This is a genomic window from Gordonia sp. (in: high G+C Gram-positive bacteria) (assembly GCF_047600385.1).
In the GTDB taxonomy this organism is placed as follows: domain Bacteria; phylum Actinomycetota; class Actinomycetes; order Mycobacteriales; family Mycobacteriaceae; genus Gordonia.
Map to the genome: position 1 here is coordinate 694,836 of NZ_JASGKZ010000001.1, position 26,314 is coordinate 721,149.

The 26,314-nt window shown below is 71.2% G+C and carries 25 protein-coding genes, 2 tRNA genes and 1 pseudogene; 16 read left to right on the forward strand and 12 right to left on the reverse strand.

The annotated features are described in order from the left end of the window. Positions 1-36: 36 nt before the first annotated feature. The 3 genes from QM809_RS03170 to QM809_RS03180 all read right to left on the reverse strand — a co-directional run bounded on the left by QM809_RS03170 (position 37) and on the right by QM809_RS03180 (position 1,545). Positions 37-354: a hypothetical protein gene (locus QM809_RS03170; RefSeq protein ID WP_415044380.1), complete on the reverse strand. Its 318-nt coding sequence runs from the start codon at positions 352-354 to the stop codon at positions 37-39. Positions 355-526: 172 nt separating this feature from the next. Further along, entirely contained in the window at positions 527-970 is a 444-nt protein-coding gene (locus QM809_RS03175) for a nucleoside deaminase (protein WP_415047001.1), read from the reverse strand. Positions 971-1,023: 53 nt separating this feature from the next. Then, positions 1,024-1,545, reverse strand: coding sequence for a tRNA adenosine deaminase-associated protein (locus tag QM809_RS03180; RefSeq protein WP_415044381.1), 522 nt, complete (start codon positions 1,543-1,545; stop codon positions 1,024-1,026). A 69-nt stretch (positions 1,546-1,614) separates the two neighbouring features. Between QM809_RS03180 and QM809_RS03185 the strand changes: the two genes are divergently transcribed. Then, complete coding sequence (locus QM809_RS03185) at positions 1,615-2,568, forward strand: prephenate dehydrogenase (protein WP_415044382.1); 954 nt, start codon at positions 1,615-1,617, stop codon at positions 2,566-2,568. 38 nt (positions 2,569-2,606) lie between these two features. Here the strand turns inward: QM809_RS03185 and QM809_RS03190 are convergent, their stop codons facing one another. The 3 genes from QM809_RS03190 to QM809_RS03200 form a co-directional block, all read right to left on the reverse strand. Then, a complete protein-coding gene (locus tag QM809_RS03190) occupies positions 2,607-3,206 on the reverse strand; it encodes a putative glycolipid-binding domain-containing protein (protein WP_415044383.1) in 600 nt (199 codons plus the stop codon). A 69-nt stretch (positions 3,207-3,275) separates the two neighbouring features. Then, the gene (locus QM809_RS03195) at positions 3,276-3,980 is read right to left on the reverse strand and encodes a hypothetical protein (protein ID WP_415044384.1); all 705 of its coding nucleotides are present in this window, start codon (positions 3,978-3,980) and stop codon (positions 3,276-3,278) included. Positions 3,981-4,046: 66 nt separating this feature from the next. Then, on the reverse strand, positions 4,047-4,730 hold the full coding sequence (locus QM809_RS03200; RefSeq protein WP_415044385.1) for a TetR/AcrR family transcriptional regulator: 684 nt from the start codon (positions 4,728-4,730) through the stop codon (positions 4,047-4,049). A gap of 118 nt (positions 4,731-4,848) precedes the next feature. Here QM809_RS03200 and QM809_RS03205 point away from each other — a divergent pair, with 118 nt between their 5' ends. Genes QM809_RS03205 through QM809_RS03215 form a run of 3 tightly spaced genes read left to right on the forward strand, consistent with a single transcriptional unit; the run spans position 4,849 to position 8,239 of the window. Beyond that, positions 4,849-5,796, forward strand: a complete 948-nt coding sequence (locus tag QM809_RS03205; protein WP_415044386.1) for an SDR family oxidoreductase — start codon at positions 4,849-4,851, stop codon at positions 5,794-5,796. Then, on the forward strand, positions 5,793-6,752 hold the full coding sequence (locus tag QM809_RS03210; RefSeq protein WP_415044387.1) for a patatin-like phospholipase family protein: 960 nt from the start codon (positions 5,793-5,795) through the stop codon (positions 6,750-6,752). The genes QM809_RS03205 and QM809_RS03210 overlap by 4 nt, the downstream gene beginning before the upstream one ends. Continuing rightward, positions 6,749-8,239 carry a flavin-containing monooxygenase gene (locus QM809_RS03215; RefSeq protein ID WP_415044388.1) on the forward strand — a complete coding sequence of 497 codons (1,491 nt, stop codon included), beginning with the start codon at positions 6,749-6,751 and terminating at the stop codon, positions 8,237-8,239. The genes QM809_RS03210 and QM809_RS03215 overlap by 4 nt, the downstream gene beginning before the upstream one ends. A 52-nt stretch (positions 8,240-8,291) precedes the next feature. On the opposite strand, the gene QM809_RS03220 is transcribed toward QM809_RS03215, so the two are convergent. Both QM809_RS03220 and QM809_RS03225 read right to left on the reverse strand, forming a co-directional pair. After that, positions 8,292-9,935, reverse strand: a complete 1,644-nt coding sequence (locus QM809_RS03220; RefSeq protein ID WP_415044390.1) for an AMP-binding protein — start codon at positions 9,933-9,935, stop codon at positions 8,292-8,294. After that, complete coding sequence (locus tag QM809_RS03225; RefSeq protein WP_415044391.1) at positions 9,932-10,885, reverse strand: SDR family NAD(P)-dependent oxidoreductase; 954 nt, start codon at positions 10,883-10,885, stop codon at positions 9,932-9,934. Before QM809_RS03225 ends, QM809_RS03220 begins: the two co-directional genes overlap by 4 nt. An 86-nt stretch (positions 10,886-10,971) precedes the next feature. On the opposite strand from QM809_RS03225, the gene QM809_RS03230 reads away from it, so the two are divergent. Then, positions 10,972-11,571 carry a TetR/AcrR family transcriptional regulator gene (locus QM809_RS03230; RefSeq protein ID WP_415044392.1) on the forward strand — a complete coding sequence of 200 codons (600 nt, stop codon included), beginning with the start codon at positions 10,972-10,974 and terminating at the stop codon, positions 11,569-11,571. A gap of 221 nt (positions 11,572-11,792) precedes the next feature. On the opposite strand, the gene QM809_RS03235 is transcribed toward QM809_RS03230, so the two are convergent. Together QM809_RS03235 and QM809_RS03240 are read right to left on the reverse strand one after the other, a co-directional pair. After that, positions 11,793-11,865 (reverse strand) — tRNA-Arg (locus QM809_RS03235). A 69-nt stretch (positions 11,866-11,934) separates the two neighbouring features. Beyond that, a tRNA-Ser gene (locus QM809_RS03240) sits at positions 11,935-12,023 on the reverse strand. A gap of 112 nt (positions 12,024-12,135) precedes the next feature. On the opposite strand from QM809_RS03240, the gene hisC reads away from it, so the two are divergent. After that, a complete protein-coding gene (hisC, locus tag QM809_RS03245; RefSeq protein ID WP_415044393.1) occupies positions 12,136-13,197 on the forward strand; it encodes a histidinol-phosphate transaminase in 1,062 nt (353 codons plus the stop codon). Continuing rightward, entirely contained in the window at positions 13,194-13,838 is a 645-nt protein-coding gene (locus tag QM809_RS03250) for a TetR/AcrR family transcriptional regulator (protein WP_415044394.1), read from the forward strand. The genes hisC and QM809_RS03250 overlap by 4 nt, the downstream gene beginning before the upstream one ends. A gap of 124 nt (positions 13,839-13,962) precedes the next feature. Here the strand turns inward: QM809_RS03250 and QM809_RS03255 are convergent, their stop codons facing one another. Continuing rightward, positions 13,963-14,952 (reverse strand): alpha/beta hydrolase, encoded by a 990-nt coding sequence (locus tag QM809_RS03255; protein WP_415044395.1) that lies wholly within the window; start codon positions 14,950-14,952, stop codon positions 13,963-13,965. 95 nt (positions 14,953-15,047) lie between these two features. On the opposite strand from QM809_RS03255, the gene QM809_RS03260 reads away from it, so the two are divergent. The 7 genes and pseudogenes from QM809_RS03260 to QM809_RS03290 all read left to right on the forward strand — a co-directional run bounded on the left by QM809_RS03260 (position 15,048) and on the right by QM809_RS03290 (position 25,144). After that, positions 15,048-15,482: an acyl-CoA thioesterase gene (locus tag QM809_RS03260; protein WP_415044396.1), complete on the forward strand. Its 435-nt coding sequence runs from the start codon at positions 15,048-15,050 to the stop codon at positions 15,480-15,482. Positions 15,483-15,640: 158 nt separating this feature from the next. Continuing rightward, entirely contained in the window at positions 15,641-15,880 is a 240-nt protein-coding gene (locus QM809_RS03265; RefSeq protein WP_415044397.1) for a FeoA family protein, read from the forward strand. Further along, positions 15,873-17,987, forward strand: a complete 2,115-nt coding sequence (feoB, locus tag QM809_RS03270) for a ferrous iron transport protein B (protein WP_415044399.1) — start codon at positions 15,873-15,875, stop codon at positions 17,985-17,987. Before QM809_RS03265 ends, feoB begins: the two co-directional genes overlap by 8 nt. A gap of 4 nt (positions 17,988-17,991) precedes the next feature. Then, complete coding sequence (locus tag QM809_RS03275) at positions 17,992-18,678, forward strand: NifU family protein (protein ID WP_415044400.1); 687 nt, start codon at positions 17,992-17,994, stop codon at positions 18,676-18,678. A gap of 1 nt (position 18,679) precedes the next feature. Next, positions 18,680-23,281, forward strand: coding sequence for an HAD-IC family P-type ATPase (locus tag QM809_RS03280; protein ID WP_415044401.1), 4,602 nt, complete (start codon positions 18,680-18,682; stop codon positions 23,279-23,281). 103 nt (positions 23,282-23,384) lie between these two features. Next, positions 23,385-23,744 (forward strand): hypothetical protein, encoded by a 360-nt coding sequence (locus QM809_RS03285; protein WP_415044402.1) that lies wholly within the window; start codon positions 23,385-23,387, stop codon positions 23,742-23,744. Positions 23,745-23,928: 184 nt separating this feature from the next. Next, positions 23,929-25,144: pseudogene (locus QM809_RS03290) on the forward strand (hypothetical protein). Between the two features lie 36 nt (positions 25,145-25,180). On the opposite strand, the gene QM809_RS03295 reads toward QM809_RS03290, so the two are convergent. Next, positions 25,181-25,321 (reverse strand): helix-turn-helix domain-containing protein, encoded by a 141-nt coding sequence (locus tag QM809_RS03295; protein ID WP_415044403.1) that lies wholly within the window; start codon positions 25,319-25,321, stop codon positions 25,181-25,183. Between the two features lie 64 nt (positions 25,322-25,385). On the opposite strand from QM809_RS03295, the gene QM809_RS03300 reads away from it, so the two are divergent. Both QM809_RS03300 and QM809_RS03305 read left to right on the forward strand, forming a co-directional pair. Next, positions 25,386-26,093: a hypothetical protein gene (locus QM809_RS03300; RefSeq protein ID WP_415044404.1), complete on the forward strand. Its 708-nt coding sequence runs from the start codon at positions 25,386-25,388 to the stop codon at positions 26,091-26,093. A gap of 10 nt (positions 26,094-26,103) precedes the next feature. After that, a complete protein-coding gene (locus QM809_RS03305) occupies positions 26,104-26,271 on the forward strand; it encodes a hypothetical protein (RefSeq protein WP_415044405.1) in 168 nt (55 codons plus the stop codon). Positions 26,272-26,314: the final 43 nt, after the last annotated feature.

Genomic DNA, 26,314 nt, shown 5'->3' on the forward strand with positions numbered 1-26,314 from the left:
AGAGACCTGAACGCGATTCACGACCGGCGATCGGACTCAGGCGCCCGTGCCGCTGCCCGCGTCCGTGCCGGTGCCCGCATCGGAACCGCCGCCGGTGATCTTGTCCTTGAGCTCGGTGGCCTTCTCGGTGGCGGTGTTGATGGCGCCCTGGACCTGCTCGTTGGCCAGGAGTTCGCTCAGCTTCTCCTGCGCGGTGGCGATGGCGCCCTGGATCTGCTCGTTGGCGGCCAGTTCGCTCAGCTTGGCCTTCGCGCTCTCGACGACGCCGGCGATCTGCTCGTTGTCGGCCAGACCGGCCACCTTCTCGCGTGCGGTCTCGAGGACCTCGTTGACCTTGTCGATCGGTTCGGACATCTGCATTCCCCTTCGTAGGCGGCTACTGCGCGAACGCGCTGCACGTCCATTTAACCCCGCCTCCGTACCGGTCGGCGAGGTTCGGCGACGTGACGTTCGACGATCGACACCGGACGTCGACACCCCGCTCACCTGCCCCGGACGCCCCGCCCCGGAGGCATCGGGACCGCGGTCAGTCCGTCGGGCGACGTCGGGCGGCGAAGAAATCGGCGACCAGGGCCGCGCAGTCGGCCTCCAGGACGCCCCCGCGCACCTCCGGGCGGTGGATCAGCCGCTGATCGCGCAGCAGATCCCACTGCGACCCGACCGCACCGGTCTTGGGCTCGAACGCCCCGAAGATCACCGACGACACGCGCGCCAGCCCGATCGCCCCCGCACACATCGCGCACGGCTCCACCGTCACCGCGAGGGTGCAGCCCGTCAGCCGCCAGCCGTCGCCGTGCCGTCGGGCGGCCGCCCGCAGCGCGAGCACCTCGGCGTGCGCGGTCGGGTCGCCGTCCGCCTCACGCCGGTTCCCGGCGCGCGCGAGTTCGGTGCCGTCGGGCCCGAAGATCACCGCGCCGATCGGCACGTCCTCTGCGGGAGCGTTCCGGGCGGCGTCCAGCGCCGCCCGCATGGCCCGTTCCGGGTCGAGCGGACCGGGCACCGGCGGTTCGGACACGGCGGGGCTCAGTTCCCGAGGTCGTCGAGCACCCGGGAGAGTTCGTCGGAGAAGCCGAGCCGCGCGGCGATCATGCCGAGCTGCTCGTCGGCGTACAGGTCGGTGTCGCCGACGATGATGCTCATCACGCCCTCGGGCAGCCCCAGGTCGGCGAGCACCGCCGGGTCGCCCTCCTCCCAGGGGTCGACGTCGTCCACCTCGTCGGGGTCGATGTCGGGGATCTCCACGTGCAGCCGGTCGAGCACGTCGGCGGCGACGTCGTAGTCGACCGCCGCCGTGGCATTGGACAGCAGCAGCCGCGCACCGCTCGGCGAGGGCCGCACGACGATGAAGAACTCGTCGTCGACGTCGAGCAGCCCGAACACCGCACCGGACACGCGCAGGTCGCGCAGCTGCTTCTCGGCGTCGTCGAGGCTGTCGAGGGCGGACGGTTCGAGGAGGCTCACCTTCCAGCCCGTCTCCTCCCGGACCACGGCCACCGCGTAACCGTCGACGTCGCTCTCGGAGGCTTCTCGCTCGGCGCTGACCATGCAGGTCACGGTAGTCGGTTTCGGGCACTCCCCCAAGTCGATCCGGCGACCGTGTGCGACGCTGAATCGGTGGAGAACAACGTGTCGCGCCCGGTCTGCATCCTCGGTCTCGGACTGATCGGCGGATCTCTGCTGAGGGTTCTCGCCGACGCCGGCCGACCGGCCTACGGCTACAACCGTTCGACGACGACGGTCGCCCACGCCCGCGCCGCCGGTTACGACGCCTCCCCGGACCCGGCCCAGGTGCTCGCCCGGGCCGCCGACGACGACGCGGTGATCGTGCTCGCGACTCCCGTCCCGGCGCTCGCCGCGATGGTGGCCGCCGTCGCCGAACACGCGCCCGGCTGCCTGCTCACCGACGTGGTGAGCGTGAAGGAGGAGGTGGCCCGGATCGTCGCCGCGGGTCATCCGGGCGCCCGCTACGTCGGCGGTCATCCGATGGCGGGCACCGCGCATTCGGGCTGGGACGCCACCGATCCGGCGCTGTTCACCGGCGCCATGTGGATGGTCTCCACGCACGACGACACCGACCCCGCCGACTGGCTCGCGGTGGCCGGGATCGCCCGGGCGGCGGGCGCCTACGTGGTCCCGGCCGCGAACGACGCGCACGACCGCGCCGTCGCCGCGATCTCGCACAACCCGCATCTGACCGCCGCGGTGACCGCGTCCGCGGGCGCGGGCGAGAGCGCGCTGGCGCTGCGGCTGGCGGCGGGCAGCTTCCGGGACGGCACCCGGGTGGCCGGCACCGCCCCGGAACTGCAGCGGGCGATGCTGGAGGGCAACGCGACGGCGTTGCTGAACGTGCTGAGCGAGACCATCGACCGGCTCACCGCGGCCCGCGACGCGCTGCGCGAGCACGGCAGCGTCGAGGTGGTCGTGGACGACGGCCACCGGGCCCGGAAGGCCTACGAGGCCGTCGCGCTGGCCGCGCCGGAGCCGATCGAGGGCGTCACGGTCGGCGACGACGGGTGGGCGCGGGAACTCCGTCGCCAGGCCCACCGGGCCCGCGTCTGGACGGACTGAGGCCCGGCCGGCCCGGCGGGAACGGGGGGTCGACGGACTCAGATCCGGTCCGCGACGCCCGGGAACTCGGTGACCAGGCCGAAACGGTCGAGTTTCAGATCCCACTCCCCGCGCTCGAAGCTCAGCCGCGCGGTGCCGCCGTCGGGGGTGAAGTCGCCGAAGTCGTACCGCTTCTCGATCCGGTCCACGCTGCAGTCGGGCAGGCTCAACTCCACGACGGGGACGTCGATCGACGTCTTGCCGCCGAGCAGCGCATGCCGCCGGATGACGAGCGATTTGAGGAACGGCGAATGCCACAGGTCCACGGTGTCGGCGCCGCCGAAGTCGCTGTGGACCACGCTGTCGGGGGTCTGCACCATCCAGCGGCCGTCCATGTCGCGGCTGATGTCGAGCTGACTCTCTCCGCTCGCCTTCACCAGACGCACCGAGAGTCGGCGCGTGATGCCGCTGTCGGTGGTCACCAACTCGTACGACACCGAGTACGCCTCGTGATCGTCCGTGGCGGCGCTGATGATCCGGCCGTACGCGCGCGTGCGGCCGCCGGTGATGTTGAGGCGGACCTGCTCCAGGCGATCGGCGTCGGCGCCGCGCCAGGTGAGCATGGTCTTGACATCGTTCGACGTTTCGGGGGAAGTCACTCCTCTACGGTAGCGCCTGCCACCGGCCCGCACCGGCTGACCCGACCCAACGGTTCAGCCCCGAACGGTTCAGCCCTGGCAGACCAGCAGCCGCAGTCCGCCCTGCGTCTCGCGGAGCTCCTGTTCGGCCACCACCTCGCGATCGACGGTGATCTTGCACGACGCCGCACTCCCCTCGGCCACCAGGACGCTCACCCGGGCGACCCCGTGCGTCGTCGCCCGTTCGGTCCACACGCCGCCCTGCACGGACACCACCTCGATGCCCTCGCCGTCACGGTAGAGCACGGTCGCCCGGCCCTCGGTGGTCACCTCGTAGACGGTGGGCGACCCCGGCCCGGCCGGTCGCGACGGAGTGCGACGGGGCGTCGACGGCCGCGGCTCGATGGTGAACGGCGAGTCGTCCTCCAGGCCGTCGAGGTAGGGGTCGTCGGTGGGCTGCACGGGCGGCGGATCCGACCGTTGCGCCAACCGGCTCTCGTCGGGATCTCCGCCGGAGACCAGTGCCAGCACCACGGCCACCAGCAGCACCAGGGCGACGACGCCGCCGACCCCGACGAGCGTGCGGTTCACCGGGTCGCCGCGCGGCGGCTCCGGGGCGGACACGGGCGCGGGTTCGAGCGGTTCCGGCGTCGACGGCGCCGCCGACCGCGGCGGCTCGTAGCGATACCGCGGCGTCCCGTCGTCGGCGAATCCGAGCGGCGGATAGGTCTGCCCGCGCGCGATCGGCTGCCGATACGGCGGCGCGGGTCGCGGGGAGTGCGGTGACCGGGTCATGGGCTCCATTGTGCCGATTCCTCCCGAGATCAGAACCCCCGGCACGCACAGTGAGACCGAGACGTGTCATCGACCGGGTGCGTCGCCTCCGGCGTCACCGACGTCCTCCACGTCCTGCCGAGGCGGGTCGCCGAAGCGGCGCAGCGCCTCGAACAGCCCGAGAACGGTCTTCATCGCGGCGATCCCCGGTTCGAGCGACACCTCCGGGTCGAAGGCCCGCGAGACGCTCAACCCGATCCCGGTGCCCAGCAGCAGGTCGGCGACGTCGGAGACGTCGGGGGCCGGCCCGGGGGCGAGTTCCGCGGGGTCCCCGACCACCTCGGTGAGCAGTTCGGCGATCGTGTCGCGGAACCGTCGTCGCGATTCCGCGGTCATCTCCCGGACCCGCGGATCGGTGCGGGCCCGCGCCGCGAACTCGAGTTCCAGCGACGTCCACTCCATGTCTCCGAGACTCGCGCGGAGCCAGTCGCCGAGCGCATCGGCGACGGCCTCCAGACCGTCGGCCGAGCGGACGAGCGAGACGACCTCCGCGGACTTCTCGTCCCGGATGTCGGCGAGCACCGCCTGGCACAGGGCGGTCTTGTCGGTGAAGTTCGAGTACACCGCCCCCTTGGAGTAACCGGCCCGTTCGGCGATGGTGTCCAGACCGGTGGCGGCGTAACCGTGCCGGAGGAACTCCTCGCGGGCGGTCGCCAGCAGTCGGGCGCGGGTGTGCGCACGCTGTTCGACGCGACTGAGCCGGGCTGCCATGACACCGAGCATACTTCGGATACCGAAGGTATTGACATACTCGGAGTATCTGAACAACACTTCGGTGAGTCCTGCGCCACACCCGGCGCCGGTGATGCCGTCGAGACGAAAGCTGCTCATGGATGTTCTGGGTTCGGTGAATCGCGCGATCACCTCGCGTATCGGGTACCTGAGAGGAGTGCCGGAGATCGCCCCCGACGGAGCCGTCGTCCTGATCACCGGCGGCGCCCGGGGAATCGGCGCGGAGACCGCGAAGCTCTTCGCGAGCAGGGGCGCCCGCGTGTGGATCGGCGATCTCGACGAGGACGTCGCCACGGCGACCGCCGCGAAGATCCCGGATGCCGTGGCACGGCACCTCGACGTCACCGACCGCGCCTCCTGGCGGTCGATCGTCGACGAGATCCTCGCCGAGCACGGGCGCATCGACGTCCTGGTGAACAACGCGGGCGTGATGCCGGTCGGCCCGTTCGTCGCCGAACCCGAGGCCGTCACCGACCTGATGATCGACGTGAACATCCGCGGCGTCCTCAACGGCATGCACCTGGTGCTGCCGAGCATGCTGCAGGCGGGGAGGGGCCACGTCGTCAACGTCTCGTCGATGGCCGGAATCCTCCCGCTGCCCGGCATGGTCACCTACAACACCACCAAGTTCGCCGCCCTCGGCGCCTCGCTCGCCGCGCGCCGCGAGTACGACGGCACCGGCGTCACGGTCTCGGCGATCATGCCCTCGGCCGTCCGCACCGAGCTCTCCTCCGGCGCCGACCTCTCGGTGTTGCCGACCGTCGACCCCGAAGACGTCGCCGATCGGATCCTGCGAACCCTGACCACCCGCGCGGCCCGCACCTCGGCGCCCACCTGGGTGCTGCACGGCTGGGACCTGGTCGAGGCCTTCGTGCCGGAGACCGTCGAACGCCTCTTCCGCACCCTGATCGGCCACGACCAGGCCATGGCGCTGGATCCGGTGGGCCGCAAGGCGTATCTGGAACGGATCGAGCGGCACGCCGAGCAGAACGCCGCGCCGGAGACGGCCGCCCGCGCCGAGACGACGGCGCAGGTCGGCCGATGAGCAGGATCGCTCTCGCCCTCGGCTGCGGCGGCACCGTCGGCGGCGCCTGGTCGATGGCCGCCCTCCACTCCCTCGCGCAGGCGCTGGACTGGGATCCACGCGAGGCGGCGATCATCCAGGGCACCTCCGCGGGCGCGGAGATCGCCACCATGCTCGGCGCCGGGTTCTCCACGCAGGACCTGGTCGACATGCAGCGGGGCGAGCCGGTCGACGCGCGACTGGCCGCCCACCTGGCCAACACCCCGCCGTCGTTCCCGCCGATCCCCGGCCTCGCGATGCCGAATCCGCGCACCCTTCTCCGCCGCGGCGGACACCGCCCGCTGGTCGGCCTCGCTCCGGCCGGACGCGGCGACGCCTCCTGGCTCGACCGCCTCGCCGGTGCGGTGTGCCCGCCCGGGAAGCGGTGGCTCGACCGCCCGGGCATCCGGCTGGTCGGCTACCGAACCGACGACGACACCCGCATCGCCTTCACCGGTCCCAGCGAGGCGGATCCGGCGAATCCGGCGCTGAGTTCGGCGGCCACGCTGAGCCAGGCGATGCGCGCCTCCTGGGGCATCCCCGGCTGGATGCCGTCGGTCTCCGTCGACGGCCGCGACCACTGCGACGGCGGTGCCGCGTCGACCGCCTCGGTCGACCTGATCGGCGCCGACGAGGCCGACGTGGTCTACGTGATCGCCTCGATGGCCGGCCTGGACGACGTCCGCGGCCCGGGCGTCGGCGGCCTGGCCGAGTACACGCTGCTGCGCAGACCGATGTCGGCGGTGCTTCGCCGGGAGGTCGCCGAGGTCCGCCGCCGCGGCACCGAGGTGGTCGTCGTCTCGCCGACCGCCGACGAACTCGGTGCCCTCGGGGCCAACTTCATGGACGCCGGACGTCGCGCGGCGGCCTTCGAGAGCTCGCTGGTGAGCACGCGCGCCACCGTCGCGGCGGCCCTGAGCACGGAGAGTCCCCGATGAACGACTCGACAGGACTCGACGGGCGGCGCGAACCCCGCATCGTCGTCGTCGGCGCCGGCGTCTCCGGCATCACCTCGGCGCACGTGCTGAGAGAACGCGGCTTCACCGACGTCACCGTCCTGGAGAAGGGGTCCGACGTCGGCGGCGTCTGGCACTGGAACCGCTACCCGGGACTGACCTGCGACGTCCCCTCGCAGATCTACCAGTTCGGATTCGCGCCGAAGGCCGACTGGTCCAAGCTGTGGGCCGACGGCCGCGAGATCCAGCAGTATCACCGCGACGTGGTCGACGAGCTGGGCCTGGCCGATCTGATCCGCTGCGGCGTCGAGGTCGTCGCCGCCGAGTTCGACGACGCCACCGGAGAGTGGACGCTGTCCACCGCCGACGGCGAGACGATCGTCGCCGACTTCGTGCTGTGCGCGACCGGCGTCCTGCAGAACCCGGCCGTCCCGGACATCGAGGGCCTGGACTCCTTCACCGGTCCGGTGGTGCACACCGCGCGCTGGGACGACGACCTGGTGACCGACGGCAGAAGGATCGCGGTGCTCGGCACCGGATCGACCGGCGTGCAGGTGGTCTCCGCGCTGCAGCCGGGCGCGCAGAAGCTGACCCACTTCGTGCGGTCGCCGCAGTGGGTGCTGTGGGCGCCGATGCGGCTGCCGCAGCTCCCGGGCACCGCCGCGCTCCTCGGCCGGCTGCCGACGGTGCACGAGAAGATCTACCAGGGCCTCCTGTGGGGCTCGGGGATCTTCGCCGACGTGGTGCTGCGCCCGTCCTGGCGCCGCAAGGCCGTCCAGCGGTACGCGCACCTGTCGCTGCGCGCCCAGGTGCGGGACCGCGAGCTGCGCAAGCGGTTGACCCCCGACCATCAGCCGCTGTGCAAGCGCCAGGTGGTCTCGGGAACCTACTATCGGGCGTTGCAGCAACCGAACGCCGAACTGGTCACCGCGGGTATCGAGAAGGTCACCCCCACCGGCATCGTCACCGCCGACGGCGTCGAGCACGACGTCGACGTGATCGTGCTGGCCACCGGCTTCCGGGCGCACGACTACATGCGGCCCATGCGGATCACCGGCCGCGAGGGCATCGCACTCGACGACGCCTGGGCCGACGGTCCGCGCGCCTACCGGATGACCGCGATCCCGGGTTTCCCGAACCTGTTCACGGTGCTGGGCCCGAACTCGCCGACCGGATCCATCTCCCTGCAGTTCTCGGCCGAGCTCACCGCGAAGTACATCGCGCAGTGGCTCGAGCGGTGGCGGGCCGGCGACGTCGACCGCATCGAGGTCACCGAGGAGGCCGCCGACGACTTCTCCGCGGCGGTCGCCGAGGCCATGGGACCCACGGTGTGGAACACCGGCTGCCACTCCTGGTACTTCACCGAGTCGGGCCGCATCGACCTGTTCCCGTTCGACCGCGGAGAGATGATCCGCATGCTGTCGGCGCCGGATCCGGAGGACTTCACTCTCCACCGCGTCGAACGCTGACGATCACCGGCAGGCGTCCCGAGCTCTCCGCCGGGACGCCTGCCGTCGTCGTTCACGAGCCGCGGGCGAGTTCTCCGCGCAGGACCTTCCCAGCCGCGTTGCGGGGGACGGCATCGATGCGGATGAACGCCTTGGGCACCTTGTAGCGCTCCAGACGCGACCGCAGATGTTCCTTGATCTCGTCGTCGGCCAGTTTCCGCTCGGAGACGAGGTAGGCGTTCAAGACCTGGCCGTACTCGTCGTCGTCGACGCCCAGGACCACGGCATCGGAGATCTCCGGATGCGCGGTCAACGCGTCCTCCACTTCACGCGGGAAGACGTTCTCACCGCCGGAGACCACCATGTCGTCGCCGCGGCCGTCGATGAACAGCAGTCCGTCGTCGTCGAGGTGACCGAGGTCGCCGGTGTCGACGTGACCGTCGACGATCCTCTTCGCGGTGGGCGCCGCGGCCCGGTCCGGGGTGTACCCGTCGTAGTCGAGCGGACCGCGCACGACGATCCGGCCGCCGGTTCCCGGCGGGACGGGCCGGTCGTGCGCGTCGACGATCCTGATCGAGACGCCCAGCCCCGGCCGCCCGGCCGTGTTCGGCGCCTTCGCCAGGTCCTCCGGCGATGCGATCGACACGATCCCGGCCTCGGTGGAGCCGTATCCGTTGACCAGGACGTCGCCGAACCGCTGCCGGAAGGCGCGCACCGTGGCCGTCGTGATCGGGGCGGCACCGGTCAGCGCCACCCGCAGACGGAGTCCCTTCGCCTTCTCCGCCAGGTCGGGGACGGCCACCAGACGCTGCAGCATCACCGGCACCGCGATCAGGACGTTCACGCGGTGGCGGCGCATGTCGTCGAGCATCTGTTCGGCGTCGAAGCGCCGGCGGCACACCACGGTGCCGCCGACCGTGATCACGCCCAGCGAACCGAGGAGACCGAAGCCGTGGAAGAAGGGCGGTCCGACGTAGGCGACGTCCCCGGCCCGCAGGTCGACGTGGGAGACGCCGGTGGCGGCCAGCTGGAGGACGGCCCACAGGGAGATCTTGCGGGGCACGCCCTTGGCGAGACCGGTGGTCCCCGAGGTGAGCAGAACGAATCTGCCGGGCATGCGGCTCGGTGGGACCGGACGGGGCGGATCACGGTGGATCGACCACAGCGAATCCACGGCGGCGCCGGTGTCGGAGTCCGCGTCCGGGTCGGCGAGGATCGCGATGCCCGACCAGCCCGAGACGCCGATCGCCTCGGCGAACTCGCGGTCGTGAACGAGGACGTCGGGGCGATGACGGGTGAGCAGCGCGTCGAGTTGCTGCGGCGGGACCTCGGTGTTGATCGACACGATGTCGGCGCCGGTCTGCGCCGCCGCTGCGAGCGCGACGAGGAATCCGCGGTGATTGCGGCACAGGATGCCCACCGACCCGCCTCGCCCGCATCCGACCCGCCTGAGGTGGGCGGAGACCGAGGACGAGGTGTCGAGCAGGTCGCGGTAGGTGACCGGACCCCACTCGTCGATCACCGCGACCCGGTCGGGGTGGCGGGCCGCCGAGAGCCCGAGCAGGACGGCCGGGGTGGCGCCGAACCGTACCGCCGACGTGGCGAGCCGGATCGCGGTCCGCGGGCCGGGCGGTCGCAGCACCCCCGAGGCGACGAGCGCGACGGCCGCCCCCAGCCACTGACGGCCGTCGCCGCGGACCGTCGAGCCGCGGCTCACGAGTCGGCCCGATCGCCGGTCGCGGTCCCGCCGGATGCGGGATCGGCTCCCCGACCCGCCATGGCCGCGGCGAAGGCGGCCTCCGAGGCGGCGGTCTCCCCGGCCCGGCCGTCGAAGATCGACAGCACGACCTCCAGCGGTGCGGCCAGGGCGGTGCGGGCCACGTTGAGCGCGGTGAATCCGCGCGGCTGCATCGTCCGGGGCCGCCGGGTGATCGCATAGGCGACGGTGCGGGCCGCCTGCTCGGGCGTGTGCCCCGGTGACATCGCCACCCAGCCGGTGGCGACCATCCGGCTCTTGATGTGCCCGGCGTACAGGCTGGTGACCGTGATGCCGTAGCGCTTGGACTCCATCGCCACCGACCGCAGCCAGCGGTCGAATCCGTCCTTGCAGGCGATGTAGAAGCCCCAGCGCGGCGCGGTCGGCATCTGAACGCCGGCACTCGCGATGTTGACGATGTGTGCCCCGCCCCCGTCTCGCATGGCGGGCAGCAGGGCGAGCGTCAGCCGCATGGGGCCGAGGAAGTTGACGCCGACCATCGACTCCATGTCCTGGGGACGCAGCGCACTCCGGAACACCGACCGCCGCAACGACTTTCCCGCGTTGTGGATCAGGACGTCCACACGCCCGTGGTCGTCCAGCACCCGGGCGGCGAAACGGTCCACCGCGTCCGGGTTCACCAGGTCCAGCGGGTACGCGTGGGCCCGGCCGCCCGCCGCGCGGATCTCGGCCGCGACCTCGGCGAGCCGGGGCCGGGTGCGCGCCGCCATGACCACGATCGCCCCGTTCGCGGCGAGGAGACGGGCCGTCGCCTCGCCCTGCCCGAAGGACGCCCCGGTCACGACGACCACCTTGCCGTCGACGGCCTTCCGGATCCGGGCGTCGTCATGCTCCATCGGTGGTCCGACGACCGCCAGGGCCAGGCGCTCGTCCAGCCGCATTCCATTCATGCCGTCCACCTTCGGTCGGGTCCGGATATTTCAGATAACGCTACTATCTGAAATCTGTCGCGCAACCTCTCGGTAGGGTTTGACGAGTGAGCCGCCCATCGCGCGCCGAAGCCCAGGCGCAGACGCGACGCCTCCTCAAAGAGGTCGGCCGTGAGATGCTCCTGCGAGACGGCTACCCGGCGACCTCGGTGGCCGCACTCGCGCACACCGCGGGATTCACCACCGGCGCGTTCTACTCCAACTTCGCCAGCAAGGCGGAGCTGACGCTCGAGGTGCTCGGCGACCTGCAAGCGGAGGTGCAGGCCGAGGTGAGCGAGATGGTCTCGGACCCCTGGGGGCCGGAGACCGTGGACCGGCTGGAGCAGTGGAGCGAGAAGATCCTGAACTCCGGATGGCCGCGACTGGAGTTGGAGTTCGCCCTCGCCATCCGCGACGACGACGGTCTCGTGGTCACCGAAGGCGACCGCAACCGGGCCGCCGTCGGCGGGCTCGGTGCGATCATCGCCGACCGGCTGCCGCTCCCCGGCGAGGGACCGATGAGCGCCGACCGGGTCGCCGAGATGATCGTGAACCTCGCCTTCGGGATCGCCGTCCGCCGCGTCATCGACCCCCGCGTCACCGCGGCCTCGGTGTTCGACGTCGTCCGCCTGCTGCTGCCGACGGACGACGATCCCGACGCCGACTGAAGCGGTTCACCCCGTCACCCGCGGTTCGCGACGCCGTCCAGACGTCGGCGCGGCCTCGGGGCCGCGGCGGAACCGTTCCAGACGCGACCGTTCCAGACGCGTTCGATGCACGACGAGTCCGAAGGCCTGCCGACGGAGCCGCTCGCCGCACCGAACCACGACAGCCGGAGAAAGAAGAACACCCCCTTCACCGTTTTTGCTGGTGAAGGGGGTGTTCTGAGTGCGCCCGTAGGGATTCGAACCCCAAACCTTCTGATCCGTAGTCAGATGCTCTATCCGTTGAGCTACGGGCGCTTGTACTCGAACTACTGTACTACATTCGCAGTTCGAACGCTATTCGGTTGTCCGGGCGAACCCGGTCAGCGGAGACGAGAGGATTTGAACCTCCGGTCCCTTTTTCAAGAGACAACTCATTAGCAGTGAGTCCCATTCGGCCGCTCTGGCACGTCTCCTGGTCTCGCCCTCTCGGGCTCGCCGGAGAAAACATTACACACGCCGCGCAATCAGAAGCAAATCGGCTGGACCGCAGGGGAAAACAGCAGGAGAAACGCCTACATTGTCAGAGTGACGTTCCGCATCCGCCCCGACCTCGATTCGCTTCCGGTGTACGTTCCGGGCAAGACCTTCCCCGGCGCGCTGAAACTCGCGAGCAACGAGGTGACCCACGGGCCGCTCCCCGCGGTGGCCGAAGCGATCGCCGAGGCCGCAGCCGGCGTCAACCGGTATCCGGACAACGGCGCGGCGGCGCTCACCGCAGCCCTCGCCGACGGCCTGGGCGTGACCCCGGCGGAGATCCAGGTGGGCTGCGGCTCGGTGACCCTCTGCCAGAACCTGATCACCGTCACCGCCGGACCGGGCGACGAGGTGCTGTTCGGCTGGCGCTCGTTCGAGACCTACCCGCTGGCGACCCGTGTCGCGGGCGCCACTCCGGTGCAGGTCCCGCTGACCGGTGACGCCGTCTACGACCTCGACGCCATGGCCGCGGCGATCACCGGACACACCCGCCTGATCTTCGTGTGCAACCCGAACAACCCGACCGGCACCGTGGTGGAGGCCCAGGCCCTGCGCCGCTTCCTCGAGCGCGTGCCGAACGACCTCGTCGTCGTCCTCGACGAGGCCTATTTCGAGTACATGAGGACCGACGAGGCCCACTCCTACGATGCTCTCGAGCTGCGTCGGGAGTTCCCGAATCTCGTTGTGCTGCGGACCTTCTCGAAGGCGTACGGCCTCGCGGGGCTCCGCGTCGGCTATGCTGTGGCCGACCCGGAAGTGGTGGTGGCACTCGGCAAGGCGCACCTCCCGTTCTCCGTCAACAGCGTCGCCCAGGCGGCCGCACTCGCCTGCCTGAACGCGCAGGACCAGCTGCTCGCCCGCACCGACGCCGTGGTGGCCGAACGGGTCCGCGTGACCGCGGAGCTCCGCGACCTCGGCTATCGGGTCCCCGATTCACAGGCCAACTTCGTCTGGCTCGCGCTGGGCGACGACGCCGTACCGTTCGCGACGGCAGCCGCCGAAGCCGGAGTGATCCTGCGCCCGTTCGTCGGCGACGGCGTCCGGGTCACCGTGACCCACCCTGAAGAGACCGGCGCATTTCTGTCGTTCGCCCGGAAGTGGAGGACTCGATGACCGTCGACCCCAGCACCAAACGCAAACGCGGCAACACCCGGCGCCGTCTGATCGACGCCGCCTTCGAGGCCTACGCCGAGAACGGTTTCGGCCACACGACGGTGGAGAAGGTCGTCGACCGAGCCGGTTTCACACGCGGCGCGTTCTATTCGAACTTCGAATCCCTCGAAGAACTCTTCCTCGAGATGTGGGCCGAGCGGTCGTCGACGATCCTCGCCGAGATCCGGACCGCACTGGACCGGCTGGTCGCCGACGACGTGGTGGATCTGCGCGAAGTGATCCGCGGCATCTCCGCCGCCCTCCCGCTGGATCCGAAGTGGTGGGGCATCACCGCCGAGGTGACCGCCCACGCGCTGCGGACACCGGGTCTGCGCGAGGTGGTCGCGGCCCGCGAGGAGCACGTCAGCGAAGCGCTGACTCCTCTCGTCGTCGAACTGCTGGCCCGGGCCGGCCGCCGCATCCCGGATCCGGAGTCGTTCAGCAAGGCCGTGATCGCCGTGTTCGACGGCACCGCACCGCAGTGCCTGCTCAATCCCGACGACGACCAGGTCCTGGAACGGCGCCGCGTGCTGTTCGAGCACATCGCCCTGGCCTATTCCGTTCCCGACGACTCCGCCGCAGCGCTCGCGGTCGAAGTCTGAACCGGACCTCCGACGTTCGCTCCCCTGAGACGAGAAGACCGCCGCGACCGATCCTCGGTCGCGGCGGTCTTCTCGTCCATCGCGGGTCTCTCGCCCGCGGAGCAGTCCTTCTACCGGGGGAACGTCAGGAGATCGACGGTCCGAGCGTGCCCCACGCGCCCTCCAGGTCCTGCTGCCAGTACGGCCAGCTGTGCGTGCCGATCAGCCGGAAGCCGGGCGTGTAGTCGATCCCCGCGCCGGTGAGCTTCGCCGCGAACTCCAGCGAGCAGCGGTACGCGGCCGCCTCCAGCGCCGAACCGGCCGCGATCTGCGCGTCCTCAGGTCCCTCGTCGGGATCGCGCTCGATGGTGAAGTCGGGCGGTCCCACCGCTCCGGAACCCGCGCTCAGGAACAGGGCCTTGCCGCGCAGAGCGTCCAGGTGCAGCGCCGGATCGTGCTCCCGCCAGGTCTTGCTGCCCGGCGCACCCCACATGTTGCTGGCATCGGCGCCGGTCCGGCCCACCGTGGTGCGGACGTAGGCCTCGTTCGCCGGGCCGGAGACCGGCGGGCAGCCGCTCAGCGAGCCGACGCCGCGGTACAGCTCGGGATTGCGGACGGCGAGGGTGAAGGCCGACTGGCCGCCCATCGACAGACCCATCACCGCGTTGCGGCCGTTGGAACCGAACTGTTCGGCCATCAGCTCGGGCAGTTCCTCGGTGAGGAAGGTCTCCCACTGCGGCTTGCCCAGCTTGCGGTCCTTGCGGATCCAGTCGGTGTAGAACGAGCCCGCACCGCCCGCGGGCAGCACGACGTTCACGTTCCGCCCGGCGAAGAAGCGCGTCGCCCCGCCCTTGGTGATCCAGTCGCTCACCTTGTCGCCGCCGTCGGCGCCGTCGAGCAGGTAGAGGGTTCCGCGCGGTTCGTCGCCGGGGGGCGAGAGCACCGTGACCGGAATCGAGTCCTTCATCGCGGCGCTGCGGACCGTCAGATCGGTGCGATGCAGGCCGCGCTGGATCTTCTTGGTCACCTGCGCGCCCTTCGGTGCGGCCTCGACCGCAGCGGGGGCGAACGCCGCACCGGTGAGCGCGAGAGCGGTGGCGGCGGCGAGGCCCGAAAAGAAACGACGCAGAGTCATGAGCCTTGAAAGTACCTGTCGGACATTGCGATTCGGTAAAGGAAGACTGAGAGGCGAGTGAGTGAAACGCTCCGACCTGGCGATACACTTCCGACATGTCCAAGGATTTATACGCTTTCGTCGCTCAGGTTCCGGTGCGCTGGTCTGATATGGACGCGTTCGGTCACATCAATCACGCGCGCATGGTGACCCTGATGGAGGAGGCGCGCATCCAGTGGCTGCTGTCCGCAGGCGAGGAGTACGCCCCGCTCATCAAGAGCGCGATGATCGTGCACGTCGAGATCCGCTACCAGGCCCAGCTCCGGCACGAGGACAGTCCGCTGGAGGTCGCGATGTGGATCAAGGGGCACCGCAGCGTCGACTTCACCATCGGCTACGAGATCCGCGGCGCCGACGCCGCGCCCGACTCGCGTCCGGCCTGTGTGGCGAGCACCCAGATGGCCGTCGTCGACATCGAGGCCCACACCCTGCGCCGCCTCACCGACGTCGAGAAGGGGTACCTGCGCAGCTGGGGTCGTCCGAACGGATGACACCGAAGCTGAAGGATCGCTTAATTCTCCCTGGTCATGTGACAACAGCTACTGTCTGATAAGGCCTTCCTGCCCTGGTATCCGCAGGTCAGCCTTCACTAAGGTTACTTATGCGAGGCTGGTCCGACCTCGCATCATTGAGTAGAAGGCAGCCCGCCATGACACCCCTCTCCGACGTCGCCGTCGGGGCCTCCGCCACCGTGCGGCAGTTCTCCGACGACTGTCCCGAACCGGTCCGCCAACGCCTGGCGAGCCTCGGCTTCGCCGGCGATGCCCCGGTCCACAAGGTCCGTCACGCCCCGCTCGGCGATCCGAGCATCTACAAGGTGATGGGCTATCAGATCTGCCTCCGCAACCGGGAGGCCCAGTACATCCAGTGCGAGGTGGACGATGAGTGACTGCTGCAACGCGGGCGGCGGCCTGACCGGCGACGACGATCCCGGCCGCACCGCCGCACACGACCCCGGGTGCGCGCACCACGCCGCCGTGGGCACGGTGGAACCGGTCCCCGGCGACGGCCGCAAGCGGATCGCCCTGATCGGCAGCCCGAACGCCGGCAAGACCTCGATCTTCAACGCGCTCACCGGTCTGCGACTCAAGACCGGCAACTACCCGGGTGTCACCGTGACCCGGTCCGTCGGCCGCGTCCGCGTGCCCGCCCCGGCCGGCGTCGGCGCACCCGGCGGCGACGGCGGGAAGCAGGACGCCTACCTGGAAGACCTGCCCGGCACCTACAGCCTCACGCCGATCTCGCCCGACGAACAGGTGGTCGCCGACCTGCTGCACGGCGACCTGGCCGGTGTCGCCAAGCCCGATGCCGCGCTGATCGTCGTCGACTGCACCGTGCTGGAACGCTCGCTCGCACTGGTCGCCGAGACCATGAACCTCGGGATCCCCGTCGCCCTCGCCCTCACCATGAGCGACGAGATGGAGCAGCGCAGCGGCCACGTCGACGCCTCCGCCCTCGAACGCGCCCTCGGCGTCCCCGTGCGCGCCGTGATCGGCACCAAGCCGTCGACCCTCGAACCGGTCCGCGAACTGCTCGCCGACCCCGACTCGTGGCAGCGGCCGCCGGTGCCGCCGCAGGCCCACGAGGGCGCCGAACGCAACGACTGGATCCACTCCGCCCTGGCCGAAGCCGGGTACGTGGAGCCGCGGGAGCACTCCCGGACCACCGCCGTCGACCGCCTGCTGCTGCACCCGGTGTTCGGCACGATGGTCTTCCTCGCGGTGATGTTCCTGTTCTTCCAGGTGATCTTCACCCTCGCCGCACCGCTGCAGGACTACATCGAGACCTTCTTCGGCTGGCTCTCCGAACTGGTCGCCGAACACGTCACCCAACCGGTGCTCGCCGACTTCCTCGGCACCGCGCTGATCGGCGGCGTCGGCGGAATCCTCGTGTTCGTGCCGCAGATCATGCTGATGTTCCTGCTGATCTCGCTGCTGGAGAACGTCGGCTACATGTCGCGGGCGGCGTTCCTCACCGACCGCGTGATGAGCCGCGCCGGCCTCGAGGGCCGCGCGTTCGTGGCCATGCTGTCGTCGTTCGCCTGCGCCGTCCCCGGCATCATGGCCACCCGCACCATCCCGTCGTCACGCGACCGCATCGCCACCACGGTCACCGCACCGCTGATGACCTGTTCGGCCCGCATCCCGGTCTACGTGCTGCTGGTCGGCATGCTGGTTCCGGCGGATGCCGGTTTCGGTCCGTTCGGCGCGCAGGGCGCCGTGATGTTCGGCCTGTACCTGCTGGGCGCGGTCTCGGCGATGATCGCCGCCGCGATCTTCAAGCGCACCAAGTCGCTGCGCAGCGACCTGATGCCGTTCTACATGGAGATGCCGCCGTACCGCGTTCCCGGCGTCAAGACCGTGCTGGTGACCATGTGGGACTCGTCCAAGCAGTTCCTGAAGAAGGTCGGCGGGATCATCCTGGCGACGGCCGTCCTCCTGTGGGGTCTGCTCGCGCTGCCCGCGCACACCGAACAGGCCGACGCGGTCCGCGAGCAGGCGGTGGCCACCGCGCTGGCGCAGGGCTCCACCGAAGAGGAGGCGGATGCCGCAGGCGAGGCCGAGGCCCGCTCGTACGTGATCGACAACAGCTTCGCCGCCTCGATCGGCAAGTTCGTGGAGCCGGTCTTCCGGCCCCTGGGCTTCGACTGGCGCATCGACATCGGCATCCTGGGCTCGTTCGCGGCCCGCGAGGTCGTGGTGTCCACGCTCGGCCAGATCGGTGCCGCCGAGGATCCCGAGGATCCCCAGGCCGCGCTGGAGAACATGACCTACACGCAGGGCCCGGACCGGGGCGAGCAGGTGTTCAGCACACCGACGATCGTGGCGCTGCTGCTGTTCTTCGTCTACGCGCTGCAGTGCATGGCCACGGTCGGCGCCATCCGCCGCGAGACCAACTCGTGGAAGTGGCCGATCATCTCGTGGGTGTACATGTTCGTCCTGGCCTACGGCGCGGCGCTCCTCGGTCACACCATCGCCTCGGCGATCGTCGGGTGAGTCGGTGACCGACCGGAAGATCCATCTCCACCCCGAACCGGTCGCCGACGATCCGAGCGCCGTCCGCTGGCGCATCGGCCCCGGACTCGTCCGCTTCACCCGGGACCTCGCCGCCGGCGAGGTCCCGGCCCCGGTTCAACGTCTGTACGACGACGCCGTGCTCACCGAGGTCTCGGTGGCGCCGGGCCGGATCGTCACCCGGCTGGCGCCCGGACACACCGCGGCCGCCGACGGTGCGGCCCTGCGTTCGGCACTGTTCGAGGTGCTCTCGGCGCCCGGCGGGTGGCCCGTGCCCGGATCCGAGGAGGAGACCGCGGATGCGGACCTGGTCTCAGCCGCGGACCGCGAGATCGCCGTCGCCGTCGAGGAGGTGCTGGCCGGGGAGTTCGGCTCGTACACCGGGTCGCACGGCGGCCTGGTGGAGCTGCTCGACGTCCACGACGGCACCGTGCGCGTGGTCCTGAGCGGCCGCTGCCACGGATGCGCCTACGCGGACAACACGATTCGCAACAATCTGCAGGCGCGGCTCGCGCCGATCCCGGGGTTCCGCGGCGTCGTGGTCGCCGGCGACCACGACTGCCGGACCGCGCCCGTCCCGGACGGATCGGCCGCGGCGCCGTCGTCGGTGCGGCGCCGCGTCGCCATGGGTCTGCCCCGGATACGACGTAGCCTGAACAAGAACGGAGGCTGACATGTCTTTTCTGCCCGTGGACCGAGTCCCCGGTCTTCTCACCGCACCGGTCCGCGTGACCGGGTCCGTCGTCACCACCGCGGTGTCCACCGCCGCCGGGGTCACCGGGAAGGTCGCGGCGACCGCCGCGGACGCGGTCCGCGCCACTGCGGGCGCCGCCCTGGAAGCCGTCGGCGGCACTCCGGTGCGCCGGGTGAGCCGGGACGGCGGCGACTTCTGGATCGAGGTGCGCGGCCTCGACCTCGCCTACGGGCCGCTCGAACTCGCACTGACCACCGGACTCGGGAGGCTTCCGGGCGTCACCGACGTGACCGTGATCGGTCCGCTCGACCGCGTGATCGTGAACACCGACGGCAGCGTCGCCACCGAGTCCGTCGTCGCGGCGATCGACGAGGCGGAGAACGCGGTCGCCGCCCGGATCGAAGGCGTCGGCGTCCCGGTGATCGAGCCGGCCCCGCTGCCGGGCGACTCGTCGCGTGCGGTCTCGTCGCTGCTCGGCACCGCCGCCGCGGGTGCCGCCGCGGTGGGTGCCGCGGTGACCGCCGCACTCCCGGTGCAGGCCTTCTCGCGACTGCTCGCGGCACCCGTCACCGCCCTCGACTACCACCCGGCCGCACGGTCCGCCCTGAACGACGCCCTCGGCGCGCAGGGCGCCGACCTGCTGCTGCGATCGGTCGGCAGTGCCGCCAACCTGCTCACCGGAGCTCCGGTGAGCGCGCTGGTCAGCGCAGGACTGGGCGCCGTCGAGACGAGGGAGGCGCGCAACGCGCAGCAGGCCTGGGCGGCGCTGGCCCCCGCACTCACAGCCGAGGCCGGACGCCGGGGTTCGCTCGCGCCGCCGCCCGGGGCGCAGCCGCGCGCCGCGACGTCGTACAGCAGGCCCTATGAGAAGGTCTCGGCGAACGCCGGTCTGGCCGCGGCCGCGGTGATCGGCGTGGTCGGCACCCTGGAGCAGGCCGCCGAAGCCGTGATGGTCGGCGCCCCGAAGGCCGCCCGGACCGTGCGCGAGACCTTCGCCGCCGCCGTGAGCCGCGGCCTGCACGACCACCACGACGCCCTCGTGATGAATCCGCGCGCACTGCGCGGCCTGTCCGAGATCGACACCCTCCTGGTGGATCCCCGGGCCCTGTTCACCGAGGAGCTGCGGATCTCCCGGATCACCGGCGTCGACGGCGAGCAGCGCACCGCCGCCTGGCATGAGGCCGACGCCGAACTCTCCGCCGGCCGCCTCTCCGCGGGGTGGAACACCGTCGACACCACCGTCGGGACGGTCGGCGTCCTGGTGGCCCCGGTCTTCGCCCCGCTCGCCCCCGTCGTCCTGATGGAGGCCCGGAAGGCCGGGCTGCGGATCCTCTCGCTGGCCGACGAGGCCTACGGCACCCTGCACCAGGCCTTCGACGACCTGTTCCCCGCCGACGACGACGTCGACGCCGCCCTGGCGCGCGTCGGACGCCGACTCGCCGACGACGGACACACCGTCGCGCTGCTCGCCGCCTCCGGCACGCAGGCGCCCACCGCGGTCGCCTTCACCGTCGGCCTGTTCGACGAGGGCACCCCCGTCCCATGGAACGCCGACGTCCTGGTCCGCGATCTCGCCGGCGCCTGGCGGATCCTGCACGCCGTGCCCGCCGCGGTCGCGGCCGCCGAGCGCGGCATGACGCTCTCGGTCGGCGGCTCCGTGCTCGGCACCCTGATGCTGATCCCCGACGTCCCCGGCGACGGCCCCGGCTCGACCAACACCTCCGCGCTGTTCGGTTTCCGGGCCGGCCACGTGATCGGGCGCCGGGTGTTCGACGCTCCCGTCCCGCCCGGCGAGACCGACTACGACTGGCACGCGATGCCGATCACCGAGGTGGCCCGCCGCCTCCCGCCGCCCGAGCGCGCCGCCGAGACCCCGGCCGTCGGCCTGGCCGCCCTGACCGGGCGGCCCGCCGTCACCGCGGGCCTGACCGGCGCCAAGCGAGTCCGCGACTATCTGCGCGAGTTCGGCGACACCATGCGCGAGGACCTCAACGATCCGATCACTCCGATCCTCGCCACCGGCGCGGCCGCCAGCGCCCTGCTCGGTTCACCGCTCGACGCCGCCATGGTCGGCAGCGTCCTCGCCCTCAACACCGCGCTCTCGGCGCAGCAGTCGCTGCACGCCGAGCGTCTGCTGCGGAGGATGCTCGCCGAACAGGATCCGCTCGCCCGCCGGATCAGCGGTTTCTCCGATCGCACCGAGTACGAGGAGATCCGCGCCTCCCGGCTGCTTCCGGGCGACATCATCGAGGTCCGGTCCGGGGAGGTGGTGCCCGCCGACGGCCGCATCATCGACGCCGAGCACACCGAGGTGGACGAGTCCGCGCTCACCGGCGAGTCGCTGCCGGTCGACAAGGACACCCGCGACACCCCCGGCGCTCCGCTCGCCGAACGCACCGGCATGCTCTACGCCGGGACGACGATGGTGGCCGGTAAGGCGCACGCGATCGTCACCGCGGTCGGGGCGAGCACCCAGGCCAGCCGCGCGCTGGCGATGGCGCCGCGCCCGTCCCGCGAGGTGGGTCTGGCCGCGCAGCTCGGGGAGATCACCGAGCGCGCCATGCCGTGGAGTTTCGCCGGCGGCGCCGCGATCGGCGCGTTCTCGCTGCTGCGGCGTCGTCCGCTGCGCGAGGTGGCCTCCGGCACGGTCTCGATCGCCGTGGCCGCGGTCCCCGAGGGGCTGCCGCTGGTGGTCACGCTGGCCCAGTCGGCGTCGGCGCGTCGTCTCACCGGCTCGTCCGTGCTGGTCCGCAACTCGCGGGCGATCGAGGCGTTCGCCCGGCTCGACGCGGTCTGCTTCGACAAGACCGGCACGCTCAGCGAGAACCGGCTGCGCGTGGACACCGTCGTCGGACTCGGCGAGGATCCCGTGACGGGGCTCCGGACGAGCGAGACCGAGGTCCTCACCGCCGCGGGCGAGACCATGCTGGTCCGCCGCGACGGGAGCGTCGAACACGCCACGGATGCGGCGATCCACGCCGCCGCAGGCGACGCCGGGATCGTGTTCGCCACACCCGATGCGCTGCTGCCGTTCCAATCCGAACGCCCGTACGCCGGTGCGCTGATCGGGAACCGCGTGATGGTCAAGGGCGCGCCCGAGACCCTGATGCCGGTGTTCTCCGAGGCCGACCGGGTCACGCTCCGCACGGCGCTGGACGAACTCGCCGCCAAGGGACTGCGGGTGCTCGCCGTCGCCGACTGCGAGATCGACGACCGCCGGGTCGCCGCCGCCGTCGAGGAGCCGAACACCCTGGCCGACGCCGTCCGGTCGCTGCGCCTGCTCGGCGTGATCGGTCTCTCCGACACCCCGCGCCCGGCCGCCGAACCGCTGATCACCGAGTTGCTCGGCCGGGGCCTCGAGGTCCGGATGATCACCGGCGACCACCCGGTCACCGCGGCCGCGATCGCCGGGGAGATGGGCCTGACGGTGACCGCCGATCAGGTGATGACCGGCGACCGCTGGGACCGCTACACCTCCTCCGAACGCGTCGACGCGGCCCGTCGGCACCTGGTGTTCGCGCGGATGTCGCCCGAACACAAGGTGCAGGTGGTCCAGGCGCTGGAGGACGCCGGGCTGGTCACCGCGATGGTCGGCGACGGCGCCAACGACGCCGCCGCCATCCGCGCCGCCTCCGTCGGGATCGGCGTGGCCTCCGCGGGCAGCGACCCGGCCCGGATCGCGGCCGACGTGATGCTGCTCGACGGCGACATCAGCGGCATCATCGACGCCCTCGACGAGGGCGAGCAGCTGTGGCGGCGCGTGCTGTCGGCGATCTCGGTGCTGCTCGGCCACAGTGTGGGCGAGCTCAGCTTCGGCCTGATCACCACCATGCTGACCGGCAGGCCCGCGCTCAACGCCCGGCAGATGATGCTGGTCAACATGCTCACCGACGCCTTCCCGGCGGCCGCGCTCGCGGTGAGTCCGCAGCGCGACCCCGACGTGCAGGGCGCCCACGACGAGTCGACGATCTACCGGGCCGTCGCCGTCCGCGCCGTCTTCACGACGCTCGGCGCCGTGATCGCGTGGTCGCTGGCGAGCATGACCGGGCGGCAGTCGCGGGCCGCGACCGTCGGCCTGGTGGGTCTGGTGGCCTCCCAGATGCTGGAGATGCTGGTCGATTCGGACGGTCCGCTGGTGCTGGCCACCAACATCGGCACCTTCGCGCTGATGGGGACGATCGTCTCGATTCCGGGGCTGAGCCACCTGTTCGGCTGCACCCCGATCGGTCCGATGGGCTGGGCGCAGGCGATGATCGGCGCCACCGCCGCGGCGAGCATCGCGAAACTGCTGCCGGGGGTGATCGACGAGCTGGCCGACCGTCTTCCGCAGCTGACCGAGAAGGTCGGCGGGGAACTGGCCGAGCAGCTGGATCCGATCCTGGCGGCGCTGAAGGACGCGCGCGAGGAGTTCGCGGCCGCCGGTGCGGACGCGGACGACGCGGTGGAGTCAGTCGTCGATGACGAGGACGCCCGCACGCACGAGGACGGTGTAGACGTGCTCGACGGCGGGCGTGAAGAGCCGGACGCCGACGTTGACGAGAGCGTCGGGTCCCAGAGCACGAGCGAGTTCCGTCATGGTTGATAAGCCTAGCCAAAGCCGGGCCGGTGTCCAAGGGTTCCTGGAAGAACATCGGGAACTGAGTACTTTGGTCCGTGAGGCCCAGAAGTTCTCCGTCCAGTTACCCGTGCTGGGGAAGATCGGCGTCCCGCAACCGCGGGATCTGGCCATGTACGGCGTCCTCGCCGGACTGGCCGCCGTCGGGATCCTGGAGTGGCCGGCCGCCATCGGTCTGGCGATCGGCGTGACCGTCGCCGAACAGGGGTTCAACAACCTCCGGCACCAGAACTCGACGTCCGGGTCCGCGGCGGCCCCGCGGCACGGGGGGTCGGAGCCCCGACGACGCTCCGACGAGCCCGGCGACACCGATCGGCCCGCGGTCACGGTCGACGGCGAGGTCCTCGCTTCGCGGCCGGCGCCGACGGCCAAGCGCGCGGCCCGAGGCCCCTCCGCACGACCGCACCCGGCCCGGCGTCGTCGTCGCTGATCGAGCGGAGTCGCTGATCGAGCGGAGTCGCTGATCGAGCGGAGTCGCTGATCGATCAGCGAAGACCGGTGCGCCTCCCGGCGTCGACTCGACGACGCCGGGAGGCTCTCCCGCCACATCCCGGTGCAGGTCGTGACGGATTTCTCGTCGCACTACCATCCGGTAACACGGGTAGAATGACGACATGAACTCCCCGCGTGTCACCGTCTCCATCGCCGATCTCCGGCGGTGGACGCAGGAGTCGCGTCTGCCCGGCGACCCGCCGCAGCTCTCCGACGACGCCGCACTGCTGATCGCCTCCGGGCATCTCCACCCCCACCGGGCGCGCCCTGCTGGTGCGCCGGATGTCGCTCGGTCACCCGCTCCCCCACCTCGCGATGCCCTACTCGGATCTCCGTCGTCTGCAGCATTCGATCGTGCGCATCGAGCAGCAGCTCTCGACCGGTGTGCCGAACATGGTGGCCACCGTGCTCCGGTCGCGGCTGGCCGGAATGATCCGTCGCCGCGAGGACGCCCGGAAGGTGGTCGTCGTGGGCAAGGGGGTGTTCCCCACCAGCACCCGCGCCATCCGGCGGGAGCGTCGGGAGAACCTGTACCTGGAACTCGACGAGCGTGAACGCCTCTTCGGCGGTCTCCTCGCCACCCCGGTCTCCGGACTGCCGACCGGTGGTTCCGCCCGCCGGGCCGGAAGCGCCGCCGTCGACCGGATCGCCGGGCTCGTCGGCACCCTCGCGGGCCGCAGCGCCGCGCAGAACATCGAGGACTGGATCAACGAAGCGCTCGGCTCCGACACGGATCTCGAGCGGCCCGGCGCTCTGGGCCGCGGGGCGTCGTTCAGCGACGGTTACGAGACCCTGCAGTTCGTCGCCGGCCACTTCTACGACCGGATCCTCCGCAGCCAGGCCTGGCATTCGGACTTCTTCGAGATGCAGCGCACCCAGGTGAATCTGCACGCCGAACTCGCCGAGATCGCCACCGACGTCGTCGCGCTCCGCGGACTCCGGGTGGACCTCGATCGCGCCCGCGCCCGCAGCGGCGACGACGCCGGGCTGATCGAACACCTCGATCAGCGCGAGGCCGCCCTCCGCCCGGTCTGGACCGAGATGCTCGGCCGCGTGCAGGCACTCGTCGAGATCGCTCAGACCGTCGAGTCCGCCGCCGAAGAGCTCCGGCTCCTCGACGAGTACGACAGGGCGTCCACCCTCGACGCCCGCATCGATCATCTCGTCTCGCGATCGGGTGATCGCGAGCTCTCCGCCGACCACTCCCGCATGCTCTCCGAGCAGGTGAAGGCCGGTGAAGAGCAGCTCCGCATCTACCGTGACGTGCTGCAGGGCAACATCGCCAGGATCTCGCTCAGCGAACCCCTGCTGGAACTCCCCGAACGCTACGAACCGTAACCGTCCGGGCCGGTCCACCCGGTCTCGACGGCCGGCTCAGTCGTGTTCGAGCCATCGGCCGGACACCATCAGCGCCGCCGCCAGCATCCGCGACTCGTGCGGCACGGTGGGATCGAGTCCGGTGAGCTCGCCGATCCGGCGGAGCCGGTAGGTGTAGGTGTTCGGGTGGACGAACACCCGGGCGGCGGCGGCCTTGCGGTCGGAGCCGTGCCGGAGGTGGGCGTGGAGGGCGTCGAGGGAGATGCTCCTGATCGAACAGCGGCGCCACGCGCGCCGCCAGCCGATCGCGCGCGGCGCTGGGCCTGGTCACCTGGAACTCCAGCAGCAGGTCGTCGATCCCGTAGGCGCCGGGTCCGCGATTCAGGATCCGGGCCAGGCGGCAGAGTTCGGCGGCGTCGAGTGCGGCGGACGGCAACTCCTCCGGGCGCACGCCGTCGATCATCCCCACGTAGACGTCGACGCCGAGCCGCCGGGTCATCGCCGCCGCGTACTCCGCCCAGCGCGGGTCGCGCGGATCGGATTCGGCGGCGCCGTCGGCGATCAACGCGAGACCCTCGATCCCGTCGAACCTGGCCGGTGTGATGTCGGTGGTCAGTTCGTCGAGCGCGGCCGAGAGGATCCGGCGCCGCCGCTGCACCACCAGATTCGGCGGCATCTCGTGGTGCTCGGAGTCCAGGCGCAACGACACCACCGTGTACCGTTCGGCGATCCGGGTGCCGGCCCGCGAAGCGAGTGCTTCGGCGGGGCGGCCGTTGACCAGTGCGTCGCAGAGTTCTCGTCGTACCTCTCGGGCGGCGTCGAACGCGGTGCCCAGTTCTTCGGAGTAGACCTCCACGCAGGCGACGTCGATCATCGCCAGCACCTGGAGCAGCCGCTGCCCCAGTCCGAGGAGTTCACCGATCTCCTCCGGCCGGACGTGGCCGCCGGCGTGCGCCAGCAGCACCTGTGAGGAGGCGTGGATGCTCGCGATCAGGACGGGCAGCGGGAGCATGTCGTCGACGTGCTCCTTGGCGACCGGCCGGACGAACTCCCGGATCTCCTCGGCCGTCGGCACCTCGTCGGCGGCGAGGGCCGCGAACACGGCCTGCCCGCACGCCGCGATCACCGGGAGCACGTCGGCGTCGTAGTGGTCGGCGGGCACGCCGACCGGCGCGACGGCCCCCAGTCCCT

Excerpts from the sequence above, each read along its gene's own strand:
- QM809_RS03170 (WP_415044380.1), bottom strand. The coding sequence starts at position 354 with ATGTCCGAACCGATCGACAAGGTCAACGAGGTCCTCGAGACCGCACGC.
- QM809_RS03175 (WP_415047001.1), bottom strand. The coding sequence starts at position 970 with ATGCGGGCGGCGCTGGACGCCGCCCGGAACGCTCCCGCAGAGGACGTG.
- QM809_RS03180 (WP_415044381.1), bottom strand. The coding sequence starts at position 1,545 with ATGGTCAGCGCCGAGCGAGAAGCCTCCGAGAGCGACGTCGACGGTTAC.
- QM809_RS03195 (WP_415044384.1), bottom strand. The coding sequence starts at position 3,980 with ATGACCCGGTCACCGCACTCCCCGCGACCCGCGCCGCCGTATCGGCAG.
- QM809_RS03200 (WP_415044385.1), bottom strand. The coding sequence starts at position 4,730 with ATGGCAGCCCGGCTCAGTCGCGTCGAACAGCGTGCGCACACCCGCGCC.
- QM809_RS03205 (WP_415044386.1), top strand. The coding sequence starts at position 4,849 with ATGGATGTTCTGGGTTCGGTGAATCGCGCGATCACCTCGCGTATCGGG.
- QM809_RS03210 (WP_415044387.1), top strand. The coding sequence starts at position 5,793 with ATGAGCAGGATCGCTCTCGCCCTCGGCTGCGGCGGCACCGTCGGCGGC.
- QM809_RS03215 (WP_415044388.1), top strand. The coding sequence starts at position 6,749 with ATGAACGACTCGACAGGACTCGACGGGCGGCGCGAACCCCGCATCGTC.
- QM809_RS03225 (WP_415044391.1), bottom strand. The coding sequence starts at position 10,885 with ATGAATGGAATGCGGCTGGACGAGCGCCTGGCCCTGGCGGTCGTCGGA.
- QM809_RS03250 (WP_415044394.1), top strand. The coding sequence starts at position 13,194 with ATGACCGTCGACCCCAGCACCAAACGCAAACGCGGCAACACCCGGCGC.
- QM809_RS03255 (WP_415044395.1), bottom strand. The coding sequence starts at position 14,952 with ATGACTCTGCGTCGTTTCTTTTCGGGCCTCGCCGCCGCCACCGCTCTC.
- QM809_RS03260 (WP_415044396.1), top strand. The coding sequence starts at position 15,048 with ATGTCCAAGGATTTATACGCTTTCGTCGCTCAGGTTCCGGTGCGCTGG.
- QM809_RS03265 (WP_415044397.1), top strand. The coding sequence starts at position 15,641 with ATGACACCCCTCTCCGACGTCGCCGTCGGGGCCTCCGCCACCGTGCGG.
- feoB (WP_415044399.1), top strand. The coding sequence starts at position 15,873 with ATGAGTGACTGCTGCAACGCGGGCGGCGGCCTGACCGGCGACGACGAT.
- QM809_RS03280 (WP_415044401.1), top strand. The coding sequence starts at position 18,680 with ATGTCTTTTCTGCCCGTGGACCGAGTCCCCGGTCTTCTCACCGCACCG.
- QM809_RS03300 (WP_415044404.1), top strand. The coding sequence starts at position 25,386 with ATGCTCCTGATCGAACAGCGGCGCCACGCGCGCCGCCAGCCGATCGCG.
- QM809_RS03305 (WP_415044405.1), top strand. The coding sequence starts at position 26,104 with ATGCTCGCGATCAGGACGGGCAGCGGGAGCATGTCGTCGACGTGCTCC.